This window comes from Streptomyces minutiscleroticus, assembly GCF_014650875.1.
GTDB classification, from domain to species: Bacteria; Actinomycetota; Actinomycetes; order Streptomycetales; family Streptomycetaceae; genus Streptomyces; species Streptomyces minutiscleroticus.
Genome location: NZ_BMVU01000019.1, coordinates 99,326 through 118,120 on the forward strand (window position 1 = coordinate 99,326; position 18,795 = coordinate 118,120).

The 18,795-nt window shown below is 75.4% G+C and carries 13 protein-coding genes and 3 tRNA genes; 12 read left to right on the top strand and 4 right to left on the bottom strand.

Features of this window, described 5'->3' with window-relative positions:
- Positions 1–40: 40 nt before the first annotated feature.
- Positions 41–832, bottom strand: a complete 792-nt coding sequence (locus IE271_RS19900) for a glycerophosphodiester phosphodiesterase (protein WP_190191705.1) — start codon at positions 830–832, stop codon at positions 41–43.
- Between the two features lie 268 nt (positions 833–1,100).
- Between IE271_RS19900 and IE271_RS19905 the strand changes: the two genes are divergently transcribed.
- Together IE271_RS19905 and IE271_RS19910 are read left to right on the top strand one after the other, a co-directional pair.
- Positions 1,101–2,516: a S1C family serine protease gene (locus IE271_RS19905; protein ID WP_190191706.1), complete on the top strand. Its 1,416-nt coding sequence runs from the start codon at positions 1,101–1,103 to the stop codon at positions 2,514–2,516.
- A gap of 40 nt (positions 2,517–2,556) precedes the next feature.
- Positions 2,557–2,641, top strand: a tRNA-Ser gene (locus tag IE271_RS19910).
- A gap of 63 nt (positions 2,642–2,704) precedes the next feature.
- Here IE271_RS19910 and IE271_RS19915 read toward each other — a convergent pair.
- A complete protein-coding gene (locus IE271_RS19915) occupies positions 2,705–3,580 on the bottom strand; it encodes a bifunctional DNA primase/polymerase (RefSeq protein WP_190191707.1) in 876 nt (291 codons plus the stop codon).
- 339 nt (positions 3,581–3,919) lie between these two features.
- Between IE271_RS19915 and IE271_RS19920 the strand changes: the two genes are divergently transcribed.
- From IE271_RS19920 to IE271_RS19935, 4 genes are all read left to right on the top strand, one after another.
- The gene (locus tag IE271_RS19920) at positions 3,920–4,228 is read left to right on the top strand and encodes a hypothetical protein (RefSeq protein WP_190191708.1); all 309 of its coding nucleotides are present in this window, start codon (positions 3,920–3,922) and stop codon (positions 4,226–4,228) included.
- 290 nt (positions 4,229–4,518) lie between these two features.
- The gene (locus IE271_RS19925; RefSeq protein WP_190191709.1) at positions 4,519–5,358 is read left to right on the top strand and encodes a glycoside hydrolase domain-containing protein; all 840 of its coding nucleotides are present in this window, start codon (positions 4,519–4,521) and stop codon (positions 5,356–5,358) included.
- Positions 5,359–5,642: 284 nt separating this feature from the next.
- On the top strand, positions 5,643–6,188 hold the full coding sequence (locus tag IE271_RS19930) for a SigE family RNA polymerase sigma factor (RefSeq protein ID WP_190191710.1): 546 nt from the start codon (positions 5,643–5,645) through the stop codon (positions 6,186–6,188).
- A 188-nt stretch (positions 6,189–6,376) separates the two neighbouring features.
- On the top strand, positions 6,377–8,056 hold the full coding sequence (locus IE271_RS19935; RefSeq protein ID WP_190191746.1) for a long-chain fatty acid--CoA ligase: 1,680 nt from the start codon (positions 6,377–6,379) through the stop codon (positions 8,054–8,056).
- Between the two features lie 135 nt (positions 8,057–8,191).
- Here the strand turns inward: IE271_RS19935 and IE271_RS19940 are convergent, their stop codons facing one another.
- Both IE271_RS19940 and IE271_RS19945 read right to left on the bottom strand, forming a co-directional pair.
- Positions 8,192–12,955, bottom strand: coding sequence for a response regulator (locus IE271_RS19940; RefSeq protein WP_190191711.1), 4,764 nt, complete (start codon positions 12,953–12,955; stop codon positions 8,192–8,194).
- Positions 12,956–13,231: 276 nt separating this feature from the next.
- Positions 13,232–13,687 (bottom strand): SSI family serine proteinase inhibitor, encoded by a 456-nt coding sequence (locus IE271_RS19945; RefSeq protein ID WP_190191712.1) that lies wholly within the window; start codon positions 13,685–13,687, stop codon positions 13,232–13,234.
- A gap of 329 nt (positions 13,688–14,016) precedes the next feature.
- Here IE271_RS19945 and IE271_RS19950 point away from each other — a divergent pair.
- The 6 genes from IE271_RS19950 (at position 14,017) to IE271_RS19975 (ending at position 18,782) form a co-directional block, all read left to right on the top strand.
- Positions 14,017–14,107, top strand: a tRNA-Ser gene (locus IE271_RS19950).
- 567 nt (positions 14,108–14,674) lie between these two features.
- Positions 14,675–14,747 (top strand) — tRNA-Arg (locus IE271_RS19955).
- Between the two features lie 76 nt (positions 14,748–14,823).
- Positions 14,824–15,696, top strand: a complete 873-nt coding sequence (locus IE271_RS19960) for a DUF2797 domain-containing protein (protein WP_190191713.1) — start codon at positions 14,824–14,826, stop codon at positions 15,694–15,696.
- Between the two features lie 199 nt (positions 15,697–15,895).
- Positions 15,896–16,249, top strand: a complete 354-nt coding sequence (locus tag IE271_RS19965) for an antibiotic biosynthesis monooxygenase family protein (RefSeq protein WP_190191714.1) — start codon at positions 15,896–15,898, stop codon at positions 16,247–16,249.
- A gap of 170 nt (positions 16,250–16,419) precedes the next feature.
- Positions 16,420–17,160, top strand: coding sequence for a response regulator transcription factor (locus tag IE271_RS19970; RefSeq protein ID WP_190191715.1), 741 nt, complete (start codon positions 16,420–16,422; stop codon positions 17,158–17,160).
- On the top strand, positions 17,157–18,782 hold the full coding sequence (locus IE271_RS19975) for a sensor histidine kinase (protein WP_190191716.1): 1,626 nt from the start codon (positions 17,157–17,159) through the stop codon (positions 18,780–18,782). The genes IE271_RS19970 and IE271_RS19975 overlap by 4 nt, the downstream gene beginning before the upstream one ends.
- Positions 18,783–18,795 lie beyond the last annotated feature (13 nt).

Sequence of the window (18,795 nt, forward strand, 5' to 3'; positions counted from 1 at the left end):
TCGCCCGCGGTCCGGCGCGTACGGCCCCGGGGCCGGCGGCTCAGCGGCCCAGCCGGTCCAGGACCGCACGCGGCCGGTTGGTGATGATGGCGTCCACGCCGAGACCGGCGCACAGGTCCACGTCCCGCGGCTCGTTCACCGTCCACACGTGCACCTGGTGGCCCGCGCCCTTCAGGCGCTCGACGTACGCGGGGTGGCTGCGCACGATGCGCAGGGACGGGCCGGCGATCCGCACCCCCGCGGGCAGCCGTCCGTCGCGCAGCCGCGGCGAGACGAACTGCATCAGGTAGACGGTGGGCAGGGTCGGCGACGCGGCGTGGACCCGGTGCAGGGAGCGCGCCGAGAAGCTCATGATCCGCACCTGCGACTCCCCGGCCGACTCCGGGGCGTCCAGGCCGAAGCGCTTCAGCAGGAGCAGCAGGCGCTCCTCGACCTGGCCCGCCCAGCGCGTGGGGTGCTTGGTCTCGACGGCCAGCTCGACGCGGCGGCCTGCGTCGGCGACGAGTTCCAGCAGCCGCTCCAGGGTCAGCACGGAGTGCGGGGCCTCCCGGTCGGGGGCCTCCTCGGCGTTCTTCCAGGAGCCGAAGTCCAGGGCGGCCAGGTCGGCGAGTTCCAGGGCGGAGACCGCGCCCCGGCCGTTGGACGTGCGGTCGACGCGCCGGTCGTGCACGCAGACGAGCTGGCCGTCCGCGGTCAGCCGCACGTCGCACTCCAGCGCGTCGGCCCCGTCCTCGATCGCCTTCTCGTACGCGGCCAGGGTGTGCTCGGGAGCCTCTTCGGACGCTCCGCGGTGCGCCACCACCTGGGGCGAGTGCTGTCGTACGTGGGTCACCGCGTCATGGTGCCACCGCGCGGGGGTAGGCGTGGGACGAAAGCTTCTCAAGTGATGGCCGGTTTGCCGGACCAGTCCTATATAAAGGATGGTTCCGGACCCACAGGCACCGCTTATGGCGCCCTGACGTCTTGTGGGAAAAGCTGACGGCATACAACTGCAGGCGTACAACCCGCGCACGTACCACCGGGTCGTGCCGGCCCCACGCCCACGGGCGGCGCGGACCGGCGCGGACCGAAGGGACAGCCGTGATTCGAGAGGAAGAGCTGTGAGCACCGAGAACGAGGGCACCGCGGTACCTCCGGCCCCGTCCGCACCTCCCGTGCCGGTGGACGCTCCCGCTGCTTCCGCGTACCCGGAGCAGGCGTCCCCCGCGCACGGGGCGGCCCCCGGAGCGGAGCCCGCGTCCGCCCCGGGCCAGGGGTACGGCGCCGCCTCCGGCGCCGAGCCCGGCGACTGGCCGCCCCCGCCCCCGCCGGCCGCCCCGTCGTACGCGGGCGGCGGCGACGGTCAGGGCGGCGGCTGGGGCACCGTCCCGGAGCCGCCCGCGCACAAGCCCGGCGGACGGCGGCGCGGCGGCCTGGTCGCGGCGATCCTGGTGGCCGCGCTGGTCGCGGGCGGCGTGGGCGGCGGCATCGGCTACTGGGCGGCCGAGCGCAACGACGACGCCGGCGGGTCCACGACGGTCTCCGCCTCGCAGAGCGGCGGCGACGTGCGGCGCGCCGCGGGCACCATCGCGGGCGTCGCGGCGAAGGCGCTGCCGAGCACGGTCACCATCGAGGCCGAGAGCAGCAGCGGCGAGGGCGGCACGGGCACCGGCTTCGTCTTCGACAAGCAGGGCCACATCCTCACCAACAACCACGTGGTGGCGGAGGCCGTCGACGGCGGCAAGGTCACGGCGACCTTCCCGGACGGCAAGAAGTACGACGCCGAGGTGATAGGGAACGCCCAGGGCTACGACGTCGCGGTCATCAAGCTGGAGAACGCGCCCTCGGACCTCGAGCCGCTCGCCCTCGGCGACTCCGACAAGGTGGCCGTCGGCGACGCCACGATCGCCATCGGCGCGCCCTTCGGCCTGTCGAACACGGTGACCACGGGCATCATCAGCGCCAAGAACCGCCCGGTGGCCTCCAGCGACGGCGGCGGCAGCAAGGCCTCGTACATGAGCGCCCTGCAGACGGACGCCTCGATCAACCCGGGCAACTCCGGCGGCCCGCTCCTGGACGCCGGCGGCGCGGTGATCGGCATCAACTCCGCCATCCAGTCCACCGGCAGCGGCGGCCTCGGCGGCACCAGCCAGTCCGGTTCGATCGGCCTCGGCTTCGCCATCCCGATCAACCAGGCGAAGAACGTCGCGCAGCAGCTGATCAGGACCGGCAAGCCGGTCTACCCGGTGATCGGCGCCTCGGTCTCCCTGGAGGAGGGCACGGGCGGCGCGAAGATCACCGAGCAGGGCGCGAGCGGCTCGGACGCGGTGACCCCGGACGGGCCCGCGGACAAGGCCGGCCTCCGGCCCGGAGACGTGATCACCAAGCTCGACGACCGGGTGATCGACAGCGGTCCGACCCTGATCGGTGAGATCTGGACCCACGAGCCCGGCGACAAGGTCAAGATCACCTACACCCGCGACGGCAGGACCCGTACGGCCGAGGTGACCCTGGGCCAGCGCGAGGGCGACAGCTGACCCGTTACTCTTGTCCCCGCGCCGCCCGCGGACGGCGCGGGGTGGGTTGCCCGAGCGGCCTAAGGGAACGGTCTTGAAAACCGTCGTGGCGCGAGTCACCGTGGGTTCAAATCCCACACCCACCGCGGGTTCGAGAGCCCCCGACCGGCAGGACCGGTCGGGGGCTCTCGTCTCTGCGGCCGGGGGACCTACGGCTGATGGCCCGTCATACGGGCCGCCGAGGCGACGGTGGAGCGGGCCTCGCGGTCGGTGAGGCCGGCGCGCAGGGCCGCGTCGATCAGGGCGGGGGCCAGGGAGGGGCCGATGCCGTCCTCGTAGGCGCGGCAGGCCGCCCAGAACAGGCGGGTGTTGCGCTGGCCCTCGTGGGCGGCGAGGACGAACTGGACCAGGCCCTCGCCGTGCCGGCCGCCCGCCGGCGCGGACGCGGTGCGGGGCGTGCGGGGCGGGGGCAGGAGCAGGCGCAGCAGGGCCGGCGGGCAGGGAGCCGGGGCCAGGTGGGCGGTGCCGGGGGCCGCGCTGTAGACGCCGTGCTCGGTGCGGGAGCCGGGGCCGACGAGGTAGCCGCCCGCGCCGCGGATGTCGATGCCGGGCGCCAGCCGCCCCGCGGAGTTGGGCACCACCACGTCGGGCGGGCCCGTGAGCCAGATGTGCCGGCCGCCGCTGGGCGTCAGGACGACCACGGTGTCGGGGATCGTGAACAGGTGGCGCAGCGCCAGTTCGCGCAGGGCCGCCGAGGAGTCGGCGCCCGACTTGGTGTCGAGGTCGATGCCGACGAGGTGGTGCGGGGGCAGTCCGCACGCGATGCCGTAGCCCGTGGCCCGGCCGGCGGCGGCGAAGAGGGCGCGGATGCGCTGCGGGTCGGCCGACGCGTCGTACACGCCGTGGCCGAAGCGGCCGCACTCGCCCCGGCAGGGCGGGCCGGCGGGCTCGGGGTCGTCGCGGTGCGGTGAGCGGATCGCGGGGAGTTTGGTCCGGGACAGCGGGATGACGGCGAGTCCGCGTTCGGCCGCGGACAGGGCGTGCGCGAGGGCCAGGGTCGTGGCCTGCCGGTCGGTGGTGGCCATGCCTCCATGCTCGTACGTGTGTTCGAAAAAAGGAAGAGTGCCGGTGGTCCCGGGGCAAGGTGGCGAAAAAGTGGCGGAACGATTCTTCTTTTGCGGCGTACGGAATGAGGTGTGCCTGACGTCCTGAACTGGCACGTCTTGCGTCGAAAAGGGTTTATCGACATGTCATCACGCGTGCGAGCGAATCGCGGCTTGCGGGGTGGTTCGCGGGGCCGGGCTGGGCAACTCTGGACTCGCGACGTCGCGATCACCGCCGGACCGGTCGGCCAACCGCCCCGGCACCAGCCGTACTCGACCGGTGCCCACCGGTCCGTACTTCCGGTTCCTGGAGGAATCCACATGGCAAGCATCCGTACCGCCCGCACCGTCGCCGCCGTGGCCGCCCTGCCCCTGGTGGCAGCCCTCTTCGCCGGCGTCGCGACCGCCGACAACGGAGCCGTCGCGGGCGGCGGATCGAACGCCGGGGTCGCGACCGTCGCCGGCAGCGGCGCGGGCGTCAACAACGGCAACTCGTCGACCGTCCAGCAGCAGGCGATCGGTGCCGGGGCGTCGAACGAGAACAACTCGGCCCAGGTGAACGGCTCCGGGTTCACGGCCATCGACCAGTCGGACCGGACCGTCGCCATCAACTTCTCCGAGCTGTGGTGAGCCTGGAGCCCTGATGAGCCCGGGCCGCCGGGGTCCGGCTCCCGGCGGCCCGTCCGTCCCCGGGGGAACGGGACGGAGGGGGACACGGAGGGAGGGAGACACGGAGGGAGGGGAGGAAGGGGTGATCCGTCCGCGCGGCGGTGCTGCGGCGCCGCCGCGCGGACGCGCGTCCGGGAGGCGGGGGTCCTCGTCCCACGATCGAGGGCTCTTGCGGAGGCGTACGGATGAACGCGGCCGCGCACGGCGCGTGTCCGCACCCCTCCGCCCGGGAAAGAACGTTCACTCGGCCCATGCGTTGGCTGCAGCGCCCACGGGCGCTCCTCGGACTCGGATTCGTACTGCTCCTGCTGGTCACGGGCGCGTCGCCCGCGACGGCCGGAGCCGGTCCCGCGGCTGCGGCCCCGGCGGAGGCCGCGGCGCCCGTCTTCAAGGGCAGAGCCTTCGACACCTGCCGGGCGCCGTCGAAGGACACCATGCGCCGGTGGCTGTCCTCGCCCTACCGCGGCGTCGGCGTCTACTTCGGCGGCCGGGGCCGGGCCTGCAAGGAGCAGAAGCAGCTGAGCCGCGGCTGGGTGCGCTCGGTCACGGCGCAGGGCTGGCGGGTGCTCCCGCTGTACGTGGGCTCGCAGTCGCCGTGCGTGCGGGCGGCGCACAAGAGGCAGGTGCGCATGGGAGGCCACCCCTGGAAGCAGGGGCGGGCCGAGGGGCGCGACGCGGTGCGCGCGGCGGGCCGGCTGGCCATCGGCGCGGGCAGCGCGCTCTACCTCGACATGGAGGCGTACGACCACCGGAACAAGAAGTGCGCCCGTTCGACGCTCCTCTTCGTCCGCGGCTGGAACCGCGAGGTGCGCGAACGCGGCTACGTGCCGGGCTTCTACAGCAGCGCCGACCACGGCGTGCGGCACATGGAGGCGGCGCGCCGCGCAGGGACGGCCGACCTGCCGGCGGCGATCTGGTACGCGCGGTGGCGGGTGCGCGCCTCGGTCACCAGGGAGCCGGCGCTGAGCGACGGCGCCTGGACCGGCCGGCGCGTCCACCAGTACGCGGGCAACGTCCGCGAGAAGCACGGCGGCCGGACGCTCCTCATCGACCGCAACCTGGTGCACGCGCCGGTGGCGAACGTCCACTGAGCTCCTGAGCCCCGCTCCGTCCCCCCTGCTCGCCCCACCCGCCACAGCCGTCCGGCCGGGCCGCGCACCGCGTGTCCCGGCCGGACGGCGCTCGGGCTCCGGGGCGGCCGCAGGACCTCCCCTCCCGCCGCCCCGGGGTTCTCGGGGGCGGACCCTCATCGCCCCTCACGACGGTGTCCACCTTCAGGAGGTGGAGCCCGCACCCCTCCTACAACCTGAGGCGGACACGGCTTCGGGACCTGCGGCCGATCCGCCGGAACGAGGGGCGAACCTAGCGTGGAGCCATGACCACAGCCGTATGCACCAGCGCTTCGAGCGCCGCGACGCGGGACCTCGCCTACCCGTCGTTCTCGTCGTACATGGCGGCCCGCCAGCCGGTGCTGCTGCGCACCGCCCGCTCGCTCACCGCGAACCCGAACGACGCCGAGGACCTGCTGCAGACCGCGCTGACCAAGACGTACGTCGCGTGGGAGCGGATCGAGGACCACCGGGCGCTGGACGGCTACGTGCGCCGTGCGCTGGTCAACACCCGGACCTCGCAGTGGCGCAAGCGGAAGGTCGACGAGTTCGCGTGCGACGAGCTGCCGGAGCCGGACGCGGTCCCGGCCGGGGACCCCGCCGAGCAGCAGGCGCTGCGCGACGCGATGTGGCGGGCGATCACGAAGCTGCCGGCCAGGCAGCGGGCGATGGTCGTCCTGAGGTACTACGAGGACCTCAGCGAGGCGCAGACGGCCGAGGTGCTGGGCGTGTCCATCGGCACGGTGAAGAGCGCGGTCTCCCGGGCGCTGGGCAAGCTCCGCGAGGACCCGGAGCTCGGTCCCGTCCGCTGAGGCGTACGGGGCCCTGAAGGCGCTTCGCGGGGGAGGCGGCAAAACGGCCGCGGGAGAGGGCAGGGGCCCGGGGGACCGGTCGCCGGTGTGCCGCGTGGGGGCACCGTGACGTGATCGATCGGACAGCACTAGTGACATACCGCGCGGTATGTGCGCAGAATCAGGCCACCTTGACCACCGCGCAGGCAATGTCGCCCCGGGAGGACGCCGTGCAGAGCACGATGCAGGACGTACCGCTGCTGATCTCCAGGATCCTGACCCACGGGTCGGCCCTCCACGGCACCTCACAGGTGATCACCTGGACCGGCGGGGACGAGCCGCACCGGCGCTCCTTCGCCGAGATCGGCGCCCGTGCCGCCCAGCTCGCGCACGCACTGCGCGACGACCTCGCAGTGCGCGACGACGACCGGGTCGCGACGCTGATGTGGAACAACGCCGAGCACGTCGAGGCGTACTTCGCGATCCCCTCCATGGGCGCGGTCCTGCACACGCTCAACCTCCGGCTGCCCGCCGAGCAGCTGGTGTGGATCGTCGCGCACGCCGCCGACCGCGTGATCGTCGCCAACGGCTCGCTGCTGCCCCTGCTCGCGCCGCTGCTCCCGCACCTGAAGTCGGTCGAGCACGTCGTGGTCGCGGGCGCGGGCGACCGCTCTCTGCTCGCCGGGGCCGAGGGCGTCCAGGTCCACGAGTACGAGGACCTGCTGGCAGGGAAGCCCACCGCCTACGACTGGCCCGAGCTGGACGAACGCAGCGCCGCGGCCATGTGCTACACCTCGGGCACCACCGGCGACCCCAAGGGCGTCGTCTACTCCCACCGCTCCGTCTACCTGCACTCCATGCAGGTCAACATGGCCCAGTCGATGGGCCTGACCGACGCGGACACCTCGCTGGTGGTCGTGCCCCAGTTCCACGTGAACGCGTGGGGCCTGCCGCACGCCACGTTCATGACCGGCGTCAACATGCTGATGCCGGACCGCTTCCTGCAGCCCGCCCCGCTCGCGGAGATGATCGAGCGGGTCCGGCCGACGCACGCGGCCGCGGTCCCCACCATCTGGCAGGGCCTGCTCGGGGAGCTGACCGCGCACCCGCGCGACGTGAGCTCGCTGACCCAGGTCACCATCGGCGGCTCCGCCTGCCCGCCCTCCCTGATGCAGGCCTTCGACGAGCTGGGCATGCGCGTCTGCCACGCCTGGGGCATGACCGAGACCTCGCCGCTGGGCACGGTCGCCCGGCCGCCCGCGCACGCCGTCGGCACGGAGGAGGAGTCCGCCTACCGGCTGACGCAGGGCCGCTTCCCGGCCGGCGTCGAGGCCCGGCTCACCGGACCCGGCGGCGAGCGGCTGCCCTGGGACGGCGAGTCGGCGGGCGAGCTGGAGGTCCGCGGCCCATGGATCGCGGGCGCCTACTACGGCGGGCAGGACGCGCAGCCGCTGCGCCCGCACGACAAGTTCAGCGAGGACGGCTGGCTGAAGACCGGCGACGTCGGCACGATCAGCCCGGACGGCTACCTGACCCTCACCGACCGCGCCAAGGACGTCATCAAGTCCGGCGGCGAGTGGATCTCCTCGGTCGAGCTGGAGAACGCGCTGATGGCCCACCCGGCCGTCGCGGAGGCCGCGGTCGTCGCCGTGCCGGACGACAAGTGGGGCGAGCGCCCGCTGGCCACGGTCGTCCTCAAGGAGGGCGCGTCCGCCGGCTTCGAGGACCTGCGGGCCTTCCTCGCCGACGAGGGCGGCATCGCCAGGTGGCAGCTCCCGGAGCGCTGGACGATCGTTCCGGCGGTCCCGAAGACGAGCGTGGGCAAGTTCGACAAGAAGGTGCTGCGCAGGCAGTACGCGGCGGGGGAGCTGGACGTCACGCGGCTCTGAGGGCCGTACGCGGCGGCCGTCGGGGAGCGGCCGGACCCGCAGGACCCGCCGCAGGACCCCGCGGGACCCGCCGGACCTCCTCGGACCGGCGGGTCCTCCGCGTACGGACGGGCGGGCCCGCCGGGCGCGGGCGGCTCAGTTGGTGCCGATGCGGGCCAGCAGGTCCACGATCCGGCTCTGCACCTCTTCGCTGGTCGAGCGCTCCGCGAGGAACAGGACCGTCTCCCCCGACGCGAGCCGCGGCAGCTCGGCCTGGTCCACGGCGGCGGTGTAGACGACCAGCGGGGTGCGGTTGAGCTGCCCGTTGGCGCGCAGCCAGTCCACGATGCCCGAGCGTCGGCGGCGTACCTGCATCAGGTCCATCACGACGAGGTTCGGCCGCATCTGCGCGGCCAGCGTCACCGCGTCCGCGTCGCTGGAGGCCCGCGCCACCTGCATGCCGCGCCGCTCCAGCGTGGCGGTCAGCGCGAGCGCGATCTCCGCGTGCTCCTCGATGAGCAGCACCCGCGGCGGGTGCTGCTCGCTGTCGCGCGGGGCCAGCGCCTTGAGCAGGACGGCGGGGTCGGCGCCGTACGCCGCCTCGCGCGTCGCCTGCCCGAGGCCCGCCGTCACCAGCACCGGCACCTCGGCCGCGACGGCCGCGGTGCGCAGGGACTGCAGGGCCGTGCGCGTGATGGGGCCGGTGAGCGGGTCGACGAAGAGCGCGGCCGGGAACGCCGCGATCTGCGCGTCGACCTCGTCGCGCGAGTTCACGATCACCGGACGGTAGCCGCGGTCGCTCAGCGCCTGCTGCGTCGTCACGTCCGGCGCCGGCCAGACCAGCAGCCGGCGCGGGTTGTCCAGCGGCTCCGGGGGCAGCTCGTCGTCCATCGGCCGCGGGTGCGGCTGGTCGGCGACCTCGACCGCGCCACCGGGGCCGTCGAGCATCTCCGGACCCTCGTCGGCGTTCTCGTCCGGGGCCCCTATGGCGTACGACCGGCCGGTGCCCTCGGTGCCGAGCCGGGGCTGCGGTGCGGCGGGCCGGCCGGGCGGCGGTGTCCGGTCCGGGAGCTGCGTGTGCCCGGTGGAGTGGGCGGGCTGCGCGGCCCGGGGCGGCTGCCCGGGGACGGGCGGCGCCGCCTGGGCGGCCTGCTGCGGGTGCGGGCGGGCCCCGGTCTCCGGGTGCTCGGCGGCGGGCTCGGTGCGGGTGCCGAGCTTGCGGCGGCGGCCCGAGCCGTTCGTCTGCTGCGGCGGCGGGGTCGGTGCCTGGGGCTGCGCCCCCGTCCGCTGCCGCGGCGGCAGGGAACGGGACCGGGGCAGCGGCTGGGGGGCCGGCGGCACGGGCCCGTCGGGCGGGGGCGGGACCGGCGCGGGCTGCTGCGCGTCGGTCATCTGCCGTCCGAACGGCACGCCCTGCCCGAGCGTCCGCACGCTTATGGCACGGCCCTGCGTCGAGTCGGGGTCGACCGGCGCGGCGGCCTCGGCGGGCAGCGGCTGGGCGGCCCGCGGCGGCACCGCGCGCTCCGGGGGCAGCGGGGCGCCGCCGGCCGGCACGGGGTGCGGGGCCGCGTCCGCCGCCGTGCCCGGCGGGGCGACCGGTACGTCAGGGGTGTCCGGCTCGTCGTCCTCGTCGCCCTCGTCGGCGAGGAAGGCGCGGACGCCCGGGGGCACGGCGGTGTGCGCGGCCGCCGGTGCGTCGGGGGTGCCGGGCCAGGGCCGGGGCGCCGCGGGCTCCTGCGGCCGGGCGGCACCGGGCGGTACGGGGACGCCGGTGCCCGGGGTGCCCGCGGGCGCGTCCGACCACGCCTGCGGCTGCGGGGCGCCGGGCCGCGCGCCGGGCTGCTGCGGCGCGGCGGCGGGCACGGGCGCGCCCGGCGGTCCGTCCGCGGGACGCGGGGCCGGAGCCTGCGCGGCGGCCGCCTGTCCGGGCACTCCCTGCGGAGGAACGGCCGGACCGGGGACGGCCTGACCCGGGACGGCCGGATCGGGAACAGCCGGACCGGGGACGGCCGGACCAGGGACGACGGGTCCCGGAGCGGCCGGACCGGGGACGGGCTGACCGGGGGTGGCGGGGCCCTGCGCGGCCGGTCCCGGGACGCCGGGAGCCGGTGCGGCCGGACCGGGGACACCCGGGTGCGGAACCGCCTGGCCGGGCAGCGGACGGACGGCCTGCCCCGGAACGGGGGCCGGCACCGGCTGCCCCACGGGTGCCTGACCGGGGACCGGTACCGGCTGTCCGGCGGGTGCCTGACCGGGGACCGGTACCGGCTGCCCGGCGGGCGCCTGACCGGGGACCGGCTGCGGGCCGGCCACCGGGGCGGCCTGTCCGGGAAGGGGCGCCGGCACCGGCTGCGCGCCGGCGGCCGGGGCGGCCTGCGCGGGCACCGGGGCCGCCTCCTGCCCGGGGGCGGGCCGGGCCCGTCGGCGTCCGGCCGGCGCCTGCACCGGGTGCGGCTGCGGCGGGGTGTGGTCGTCGGCGGCGTCGTGCGGCGCCGTGTCGTGGCGGCCCTCGTCGGCCTGCTCCGCGGCCCGGGCCTGCCGGGCGGCGTACTCGGGCGAGCGGTCGGCCTCCGCCGGGGGCAGTGCGAACACCGGGCGCGGGCCCGCCTCCTGGGCGGCCGCCCGCTCCTGGGCCGCGGCCAGCGCGCGGCGGCGCCGGCCGGTCGGCTGCGCCTCGCCGGCCGGTTCCGCGCCGGGCGCGGGCAGGGCCGGCGGCAGGGCGGCCTGCGCCTCGTCGTGCCGGACGCGGTGTCCCCCGGGGGGAGCGGGCACGCCCTGCGGCGGCACCGTCTTCCCGAGCCCGGTGGCGGCGGTGCCCGCGGCATGCTCGGCGGCGGTCACGACGGCGCCCTCGGAGACGCTCCCGTCCTCGGCCGGGCTCGGCCGGCCGCGCCGCCGTCCCGTACCGCCGGAGGCCGCGGCGTCCTCGCCGGGGTGCTGGGCGGGCACCACGGCCGGGGCCTGCTCCGCCTCCGCGGCGGCCCGCCTGCGGCGCCGCCCGGTGGGCACGGCCGCCTCGCCGTCCGCGGGGGCCTCGGGCCCGTCCGGCACCTCGCCGAGGAAGGCGTCGACCGAGGAGCGGCGGGCCCGCCGCCGGCCGCCGCCCTGCGGTACGGCCTGCTCGGGCAGCGCGACCTCGGCACCGGCCGCCTCGGGTCCGATCGCCTCGGGTCCGGCGGGGGCGGGCGCGGGAGCGGCCGCCGGGAGGTCCGCGATCGCCACCCCGGCGACCGCCGCCGGGTCCGGCGCGACGGTGCCCGCGCCCTCGCCCAGCGGCACCTCCAGGACGAACGCGCTGCCGCTCATCCCGGGCACCTCGTGCGTCTGCAGCACGCCGCCGTGCGCGCGGACGATCCCGCGCACGATCGGCTCGTGCACCGGGTCGCCGCCGGAGTACGGCCCGCGCACCTCGATGCGAACGACCTCGCCGCGCTGGGCGGCGGCCACGACGACCGTGTTGTCCATGTAGCCGCCGGCCGAGACCGGGGCGTTGCCCGTGGCGTCGACGCCCGCGACGTCGGCGATCAGGTGCGCCAGCGCGGCGGCCAGGCGCTGCGGGTCCACCTGGGCCTCGATGGGCGGCGCGTGCACGGCGAACTGCACCCGGCCGGGGCCGATCAGCTCGACGGCCCCGTCGACACCGGCCGCGACGACCGCGTCGAGCATCACGTTCGTGCGCGTGATCTCCTCGGCCCCGGCGTCCAGGCGCTGGTAGGCGAGGACGTTGTCGACGAGCGTGGTGATCCGCGAGTAGCCGGCGGTCAGGTGGTGCAGCACCTGGTTGGCCTCGGGCCACAGCTGCCCGGCGTCGTCGGCGGCGAGCGCGGCCAGCTCGGTGCGGAGCTGGTCGAGCGGGCCGCGCAGGGAGCGCCCGAGCACGGCGAGCAGCTGGTCGTGCCGGGCCGCCAGGGCCTCGTACCGGTCCTTCTCGCGCTCGGCGAGGGCGGCGTACCGGTCCTCGCCCGCGGCGATCTCCTCCTCGTGCCGCTCGCGCAGCTCGGTGAGGGCGGCCTCGTGCTCCTCGGCCGCGCGGGCCAGGGCGGCCGCGTGCTCCTCCGCGGCCTCGGCGAGCTCCCGCTCGTGGCGCTCCTCGGCCGCCTGCTTCTCCTCGGCGAGGGCGTCGTAGGGGCGGCGGTCGGTGAAGGTCATCACGGCGCCGACGAGCTGGTCGCCGTCGCGCACGGGCGAGGTCGTCAGGTCGACCGGGACCTTGTCGCCGCTCTTGGACCACAGCACCTGGCCGCGCACCCGGTGCTTGCGCCCGGAGCGCAGGGTGTCGGCGAGCGGCGACTCCGCGTACGGGAACGGCCCGCCGTCGGCCCGCGAGTGCAGGATCAGCGTGTGCAGCTCCCGGCCGCCGAGCTCGTTGGCGCGGTAGCCGAGGATCTGGGCGGCGGCCGGGTTGACCAGCACGATCCGGCCGTCGGTGTCGGTGCCGACGACGCCCTCGGCGGCCGCGCGCAGGATCATCTCGGTCTGCCGCTGCGACCGGGCCAGTTCGGCCTCGGTGTCGACGGTCCCCGTCAGGTCCCGCACGACGAGCATGAGCAGTTCGTCGCCGGAGTAGCCGTGACCGTCGTACGCCTGCTGGCCGTTCTCCAGGTTCGCGCTGGTGACCTCGACGGGGAACTCGCTGCCGTCGGTCCTGCGGGCGATCATCCGGGTCGGCTTGGTGCGGCCGCTGCGGTCCATGGTGTCGGGCCGCCGCATGGAGCCGGGGATCAGCCGCGAGTCGAACTGCGGCAGCAGGTCGAGCAGTCCGCGCCCGACCAGGGCGGTGCCCGGGGTCTCGAAGGCCTCCAGGGCGATGGTGTTGGCGTTGACGACCGTCCCGTTCGCGTTGACCAGGACCAAGGCGTCGGGGAGTGCGTCGAGTATGGCTGCGAGGCGAGCAGCGCCTCGGGATGGCCTGCTGCTCACGAGACGCTTCCCTCCTGTTACCGCACCTTGCCGACCGCGGGGACCATCTTGCCAATCGGTCCGCGACGTGTCACGCGGGGAGTCTACGGCCACGGGGTGCGCCGGCGGTGCCGGATGAGAGGGAGGTCGCATGCGGAAGCGAGGAGCGAGAACCGCGGAACCCGTGACCGCGCGGCCGCTCGCACGGGCCGCCCGGCCGGCCTCCCGCAGGCCCGCGGGCGGCCGCCGGAGCGCACCGGCCCGGCGGCGTGCCGCACCGTCCCCGCGCCGTCCGGCTCAGTGCTCCGACAGGTCGGGCAGGAGCGGCACCAGGGCGTCCCAGCGCTTGATCTGGCACCCGTCCCCGCGCTCGTACGTCGCGTCGACGGGCCGCCCGGCCCAGGTGCCCGTGATCCGGGCGGCGGCCGGACCGCCGTACTGCATGGTGCACAGCGTGTCCTCCGGCATCGGGGCGAAGGGGTCGCGGCCCCAAGTGGTGCGCCTGTCCAGCAGGTCGCAGGCGTCCCGGGCGTCCGGGTGCGTTCCTCCCGACGGATGACAGGAGAGCTCGTACGTCCCGTCCTGCCCGGTGCCGGTGCCGTGGACCGCGACGGTGAGGTGGTCGTCTCCCCCGTGCGCGGCGGGTGCCGTGGACGGCGGGACCGCCGTGGCGTACGCGGCCGGGGGTACCGCCGAGAGCGCGGTGAGCGTGGCGGCGGCGGAGGCGGTGGTGAGCAGGAGACGGCGCAGCATGGGAGCTCCACGGGCGGGCGGACGCGGTGGCGTCGGACGGGGGAGGCGGCGCGCCGGCCGGTGTCGGCCGGCGCGCCGCCGGCTGTGGGTGAGCGGCGGGAGGGGCGGGAGGGGCGGCGGTGAGGGGGACGGATCCGGTCGGTGCGGCGGGGCGTGAAGGGGCGCGCGCCCCGCTCCCTCCAACGAGACCGGACGCGTGACGTTGCGCCGCGAGCCGGGCTTTGCCCTCTGGCCTGCCTGCCTAGTACCGTGGGGGGCGATTGGTGACCGCCCGCTCGGCTGTGTCATCATCTGCACGCACCGTTCGCGCTCGCGCGGCTGGTTGTGCTGGAGGCGTCGCCTAGTCCGGTCTATGGCGCCGCACTGCTAATGCGGTTTGGGCCTTAAAGCCCATCGAGGGTTCAAATCCCTCCGCCTCCGCAGATCCGAAGCCCCGGTCCCAGGACCGGGGCTTCGGCCGTTCCCGGCCCGCGCGTGCCCGGTCCTGGCATCGGTCCCGGTCCTGGTCCGTGTTTCCGCCCGCCGGTTGTTCCGCGCGGGACCGGCGGGCGGGTCCGGCTCGTGAGTCCCGGTTCGCGGGTTTCCCCGCCGATCGCGCTCCGGAGGTTCCGCTCCCCTTCGGGTCTTCCTTCGGCTCTTCCCCCGGCTCTTCCGGCGCCCGGAACGCTCCCGGCTCCTCCCGGCGCCCGGAACGCTCCCGATTCTCTGGGTGTCCGGAACACCTTCGGCTCCTTCGGCGTCCGGAACGACCGCCGGCCCGCGTCCCGAAACGGATTCCGGCCCGGACCGGGAAACGTCTCCGGCCCGCGAAGCCGCCCCCGCCCCGCCCCGCAGTGCCTTTTCCGGCCCTCGCGAGGATCATTTGTCCAGGTCAGGGAGGGTTTGGCAATCGGATTTCGCCTCACGGCGCCAGTCATGTAATGTTGTTCCCGCAACGCCGACCGGGGCGAAAAGCCCGGAAGGAAGAGCACACAACAGAAAAGACAAGCACTCGTAGCTTAACGGATAGAGCATCTGACTACGGATCAGAAGGTTGCAGGTTCGAATCCTGCCGAGTGCACACGGACGAGAGGCCCCCGGAGTGATCCGGGGGCCTCTCGCGTTGGGCTCACGCGCGGGGTCCACGGACGCGGGAGGTGGCGCGGATGTGGCGGTGTGCCGGGCTGCGGTGGGACGCCGCCGGGACGCCCGTCCTCGGCTGGGAGGGCGGGCGTGGGAGCGTGCTGGCGCCCGGGAAGCGGATCGCGTTCGCCGTGGCGGCGGGCACGGAGCGCACGTGCGTGGGGGCCCGGGGGAACGCGTGTCCCGTACGGGCCGCCGTGCCGGGGCGGCGCACGGCCGCCCGGTGCGAGGAGTGCGCGCGGCTCGACCGGGCCCACTCCGTGGCCGCCGACACCGCCCCCGACGACCCGCGGCCGTACCACGTGTACCTCGCCTGGTTCGGGCCCGGCATGCTCAAGGTGGGGATCACGGCCGTCGAGCGCGGCCGGGCCCGGCTGCTGGAGCAGGGCGCGGTCGCCTTCTGCCTGCTCGGACGCGGGCCGCTGATGGCCGCGCGGCGGGCCGAGGAGCTGCTGCGCACCGCCCTGGGCGTGCCCGACCGCATCCCGTACGACGCCAAGCGGGCCGTGCGGACGCGGCTGCCCGGAGCCTCTGAGCGCGCCGCCGAGCTGCGGGAACTGCACGCGCGGGCGAGCGCGCGCGGCGAGTGGCCCGAGTCCCTGCTGCGGCTGCCCTTCGCGGCGGCCGACCACGAGGACGTGTTCGGGCTCGACCGGCTGCGGCCGGCGGTGGGCGCCGTCGGCGAGCTGGTCCCCGGCGGCGCGGTGGGCGGGGAGCTGCTGGCCGCCGCAGGGCCCGACCTGCACCTGGACACCGCGCGCGGCGTCGTCGTCCTCGACACGCGGCTGTTGCCCGGGTGGGAGCTGACCGCGGCGGACGCGGCGGCGGACGGGGTGCCCGAGGTGCCGGTGCGGGAGTTCGGAGGGGTGCAGGACGGGCTCTTCTGAGCCGTGTTCCGCCGAACCGCGTTCCGCCGGCACCACGCTTCGCCGGACCGGGCTCCTCCGGCACCGTGTTCCGCCGAACCGGGCTCCTCCGGCACCGCGTTCCGCCGAACCGTGCTCCGTCGGGTCCGGGCTCGGGATCTTCCGGGGGCCGCGGAAAGGCGCTGGACGCGGCGCGGCGGCGGGCCCGACAGTGGGCGGCATGAGCGATCTCTCCGTAGCGCCCGTCGCCGCGCACGAACCGCCGTACTACGCCGTCGTCTTCACCTCCGTGCGCACGCCGGGGGACCACGGGTACGACGAGACCTCCGAGCGGATGGAGGAACGGGTCCGGGAGGTCCCCGGGTTCCTGGGGATGGACTCGGCGCGGACGCCGGGCGGGCTCGGCGTCACGGTCGGGTACTTCCGGGACCCGGCCGCGATCGAGCGGTGGCGCGCCGACCTGGAGCACCGCGCGGCCCAGGAGCGCGGACGCGACCACTGGTACGAGGAGTACACGGTGCACGTGGCCAAGGTGGAGCGGAGCTACCGGTTCCGGCGGGCGGGCCGGCAGTAGGGGGCGCCGTCCGGTCCCTGTGGCCGGCCCCGTCCCCGGCCGGTCCCTGTCCGGGCGGGCCCTGTCCGAGCCGGTTCCCAGGGGTTCCCTGAGAGGCCCCTGTGTGTTTCTCAGGGAAATCACAGGTGGGCGAAAGGGCGCTCTCAGAGGGGCCGAGCAGGGTGTGGAGCATGACCACGACCTCGCCCCAGGGGCGTACCGAACTGCTGAGGCCGGACGGGAGCCCCGTCCGAGTGCTGGTGGTGGACGACGAGCTGTCGATCACCGAGCTGCTGTCCATGGCCCTGCGCTACGAAGGCTGGCAGATCCGCAGCGCCGGTGACGGGGCCGGGGCGGTGCAGACCGCCCGGGAGTTCCGGCCCGACGCCGTGGTGCTGGACATGATGCTGCCGGACATGGACGGCCTGGCCGTGCTCGGCCGGCTCCGCCGCGAACTGCCCGACGTGCCGGTCCTCTTCCTCACGGCCAAGGACGCCGTGGAGGACCGTATCGCCGGGCTCACCGCCGGCGGCGACGACTACGTCACCAAGCCGTTCAGCCTGGAGGAGGTCGTCGCCCGGCTGCGCGGCCTCATCCGCCGCTCGGGCGCCGCCGACCGCCGCAGCGACTCCGTGCTCGTCGTCGGGGACCTCACCCTCGACGAGGACAGCCACGAGGTGTCCCGGGGCGGCGACGACATCCACCTCACCGCGACCGAGTTCGAGCTGCTGCGCTTCCTGATGCGCAATCCCCGCCGGGTGCTCAGCAAGGCGCAGATACTCGACCGCGTGTGGTCGTACGACTTCGGCGGCCAGGCCAACGTCGTCGAGCTCTACATCTCCTACCTGCGCCGGAAGATCGACGCGGGCCGGGAGCCGATGATCCACACCCGGCGCGGCGCCGGTTACCTGATCAAGCCCGCCGCGTCATGAGCACGCGGCGACGGCCGCGCGCGCGGCGGCGGCCCCGGCCCCGGACGCTGCGGACGCGGCTCGTCGTCGCGTCCGTCGCGCTGATCGCCGTGGTGTGCTCCGTGATCGGCGTGGTGACGACGATAGCCCTGGACCAGCACCTGTACGACCAGCTCGACGGCAAGCTGGGCGAGACCGCCATGCGCGCGGTGGGCGGCCGGATGCCCGGCAAGGGCCTCGGCGTCGTCGCCCCCGTCGACCCGGGCGGTCCGGGCGCCGCGGAGGACGACGTCTCGGCGGGCGACAGGGTCGAGAAGGTCGTCACCCAGGGCCCCACGCAGGTCGGGACCGTGGCGGCTCACGTGGAGGACGGCACGATCAGCAGCGCGGCCGTCGCCAGGCAGCGGAAGAACACCGACGGCTCCTTCAGGGACATGTACGCCGTCCCGCTCAGCGCGGCGCAGAAGGCGGCGCTCGCCTCCGTGCCGCAGGACGGGGGCGCGCACTCCGTGGACGTCCCCGGTCTCGGGGAGTACCGCGTCACGTACACGACCAGCGTGGACGGCGGTGACTCGTACTACGTCGCACTGCCGACCGAGGACGTCACCAACACCATCAGCACCCTGATCCTCGTCGAGGTCAGCGTCACCGCCGCCGGTCTCGTCGCGGCCGGCATCGCCGGGTACATCCTGGTCGGCGTCGCCACCCGGCCGCTGCGCAAGGTCGCCGCCACCGCCACCCGTGTCTCCGAACTCCCGCTGCACACCGGCGAGGTGAACCTCGACGAGCGGGTCCCGGAGTCCGAGACCGACCCGCACACCGAGGTCGGCCGGGTCGGCGCCGCGCTCAACCGCATGCTCGACCACGTGCACGGCGCGCTCCACGCCCGCCAGCAGAGCGAGATGCGCGTACGGCAGTTCGTCGCGGACGCCAGCCACGAGCTGCGCACGCCCCTGGCCTCCATCCGCGGCTACGCCGAGCTCACCCGGCGCGGCCGGGAGCGGACCGGACCCGACACCCGGCACGCGCTGGGCCGCATCGAGTCCGAGGCCGGCCGCATGACGCTGCTCGTGGAGGACCTGCTGCTGCTCGCCCGGCTGGACGCCGGACGGCCCCTGAGCCACGCGCAGACCGACCTGTCGCCGCTGGTCGTGGACGCCGTCAGCGACGCGCGGGCGGCCGGGCGCGACCATCTGTGGCGGCTCGACCTGCCCGACGAGCCCGCGCTGGTGTCGGCCGACGCCGCCCGCATCCAGCAGGTCATGGTGAACCTCTTCGCCAACGCGCGCACCCACACCCCGCCGGGCACCACCGTCACGGCCCGCGTGCGCCGCCAGGGCGCCTGGATCTCCGTGGACGTCGAGGACGACGGGCCCGGCATCCCGCCCGACCTGCTGCCGCGCGTCTTCGAGCGGTTCGCCCGGGGCGACAGCTCGCGCTCGCGCGCCTCCGGCTCGACGGGCCTCGGCCTCGCCATCGTGCAGGCCGTCGCGGCCGCGCACGGCGGCGCCGTCACGGTCGACAGCGTTCCCGGACGCACGGTGTTCACCCTGCATCTGCCCGCGTCGGCGCCCGAAACGAACCCGCAACCGTACTCACAGGCACAGCACAGTGCCACCACATGGGTGCGACAGGCCGTCTGACGACAGTCGTCGT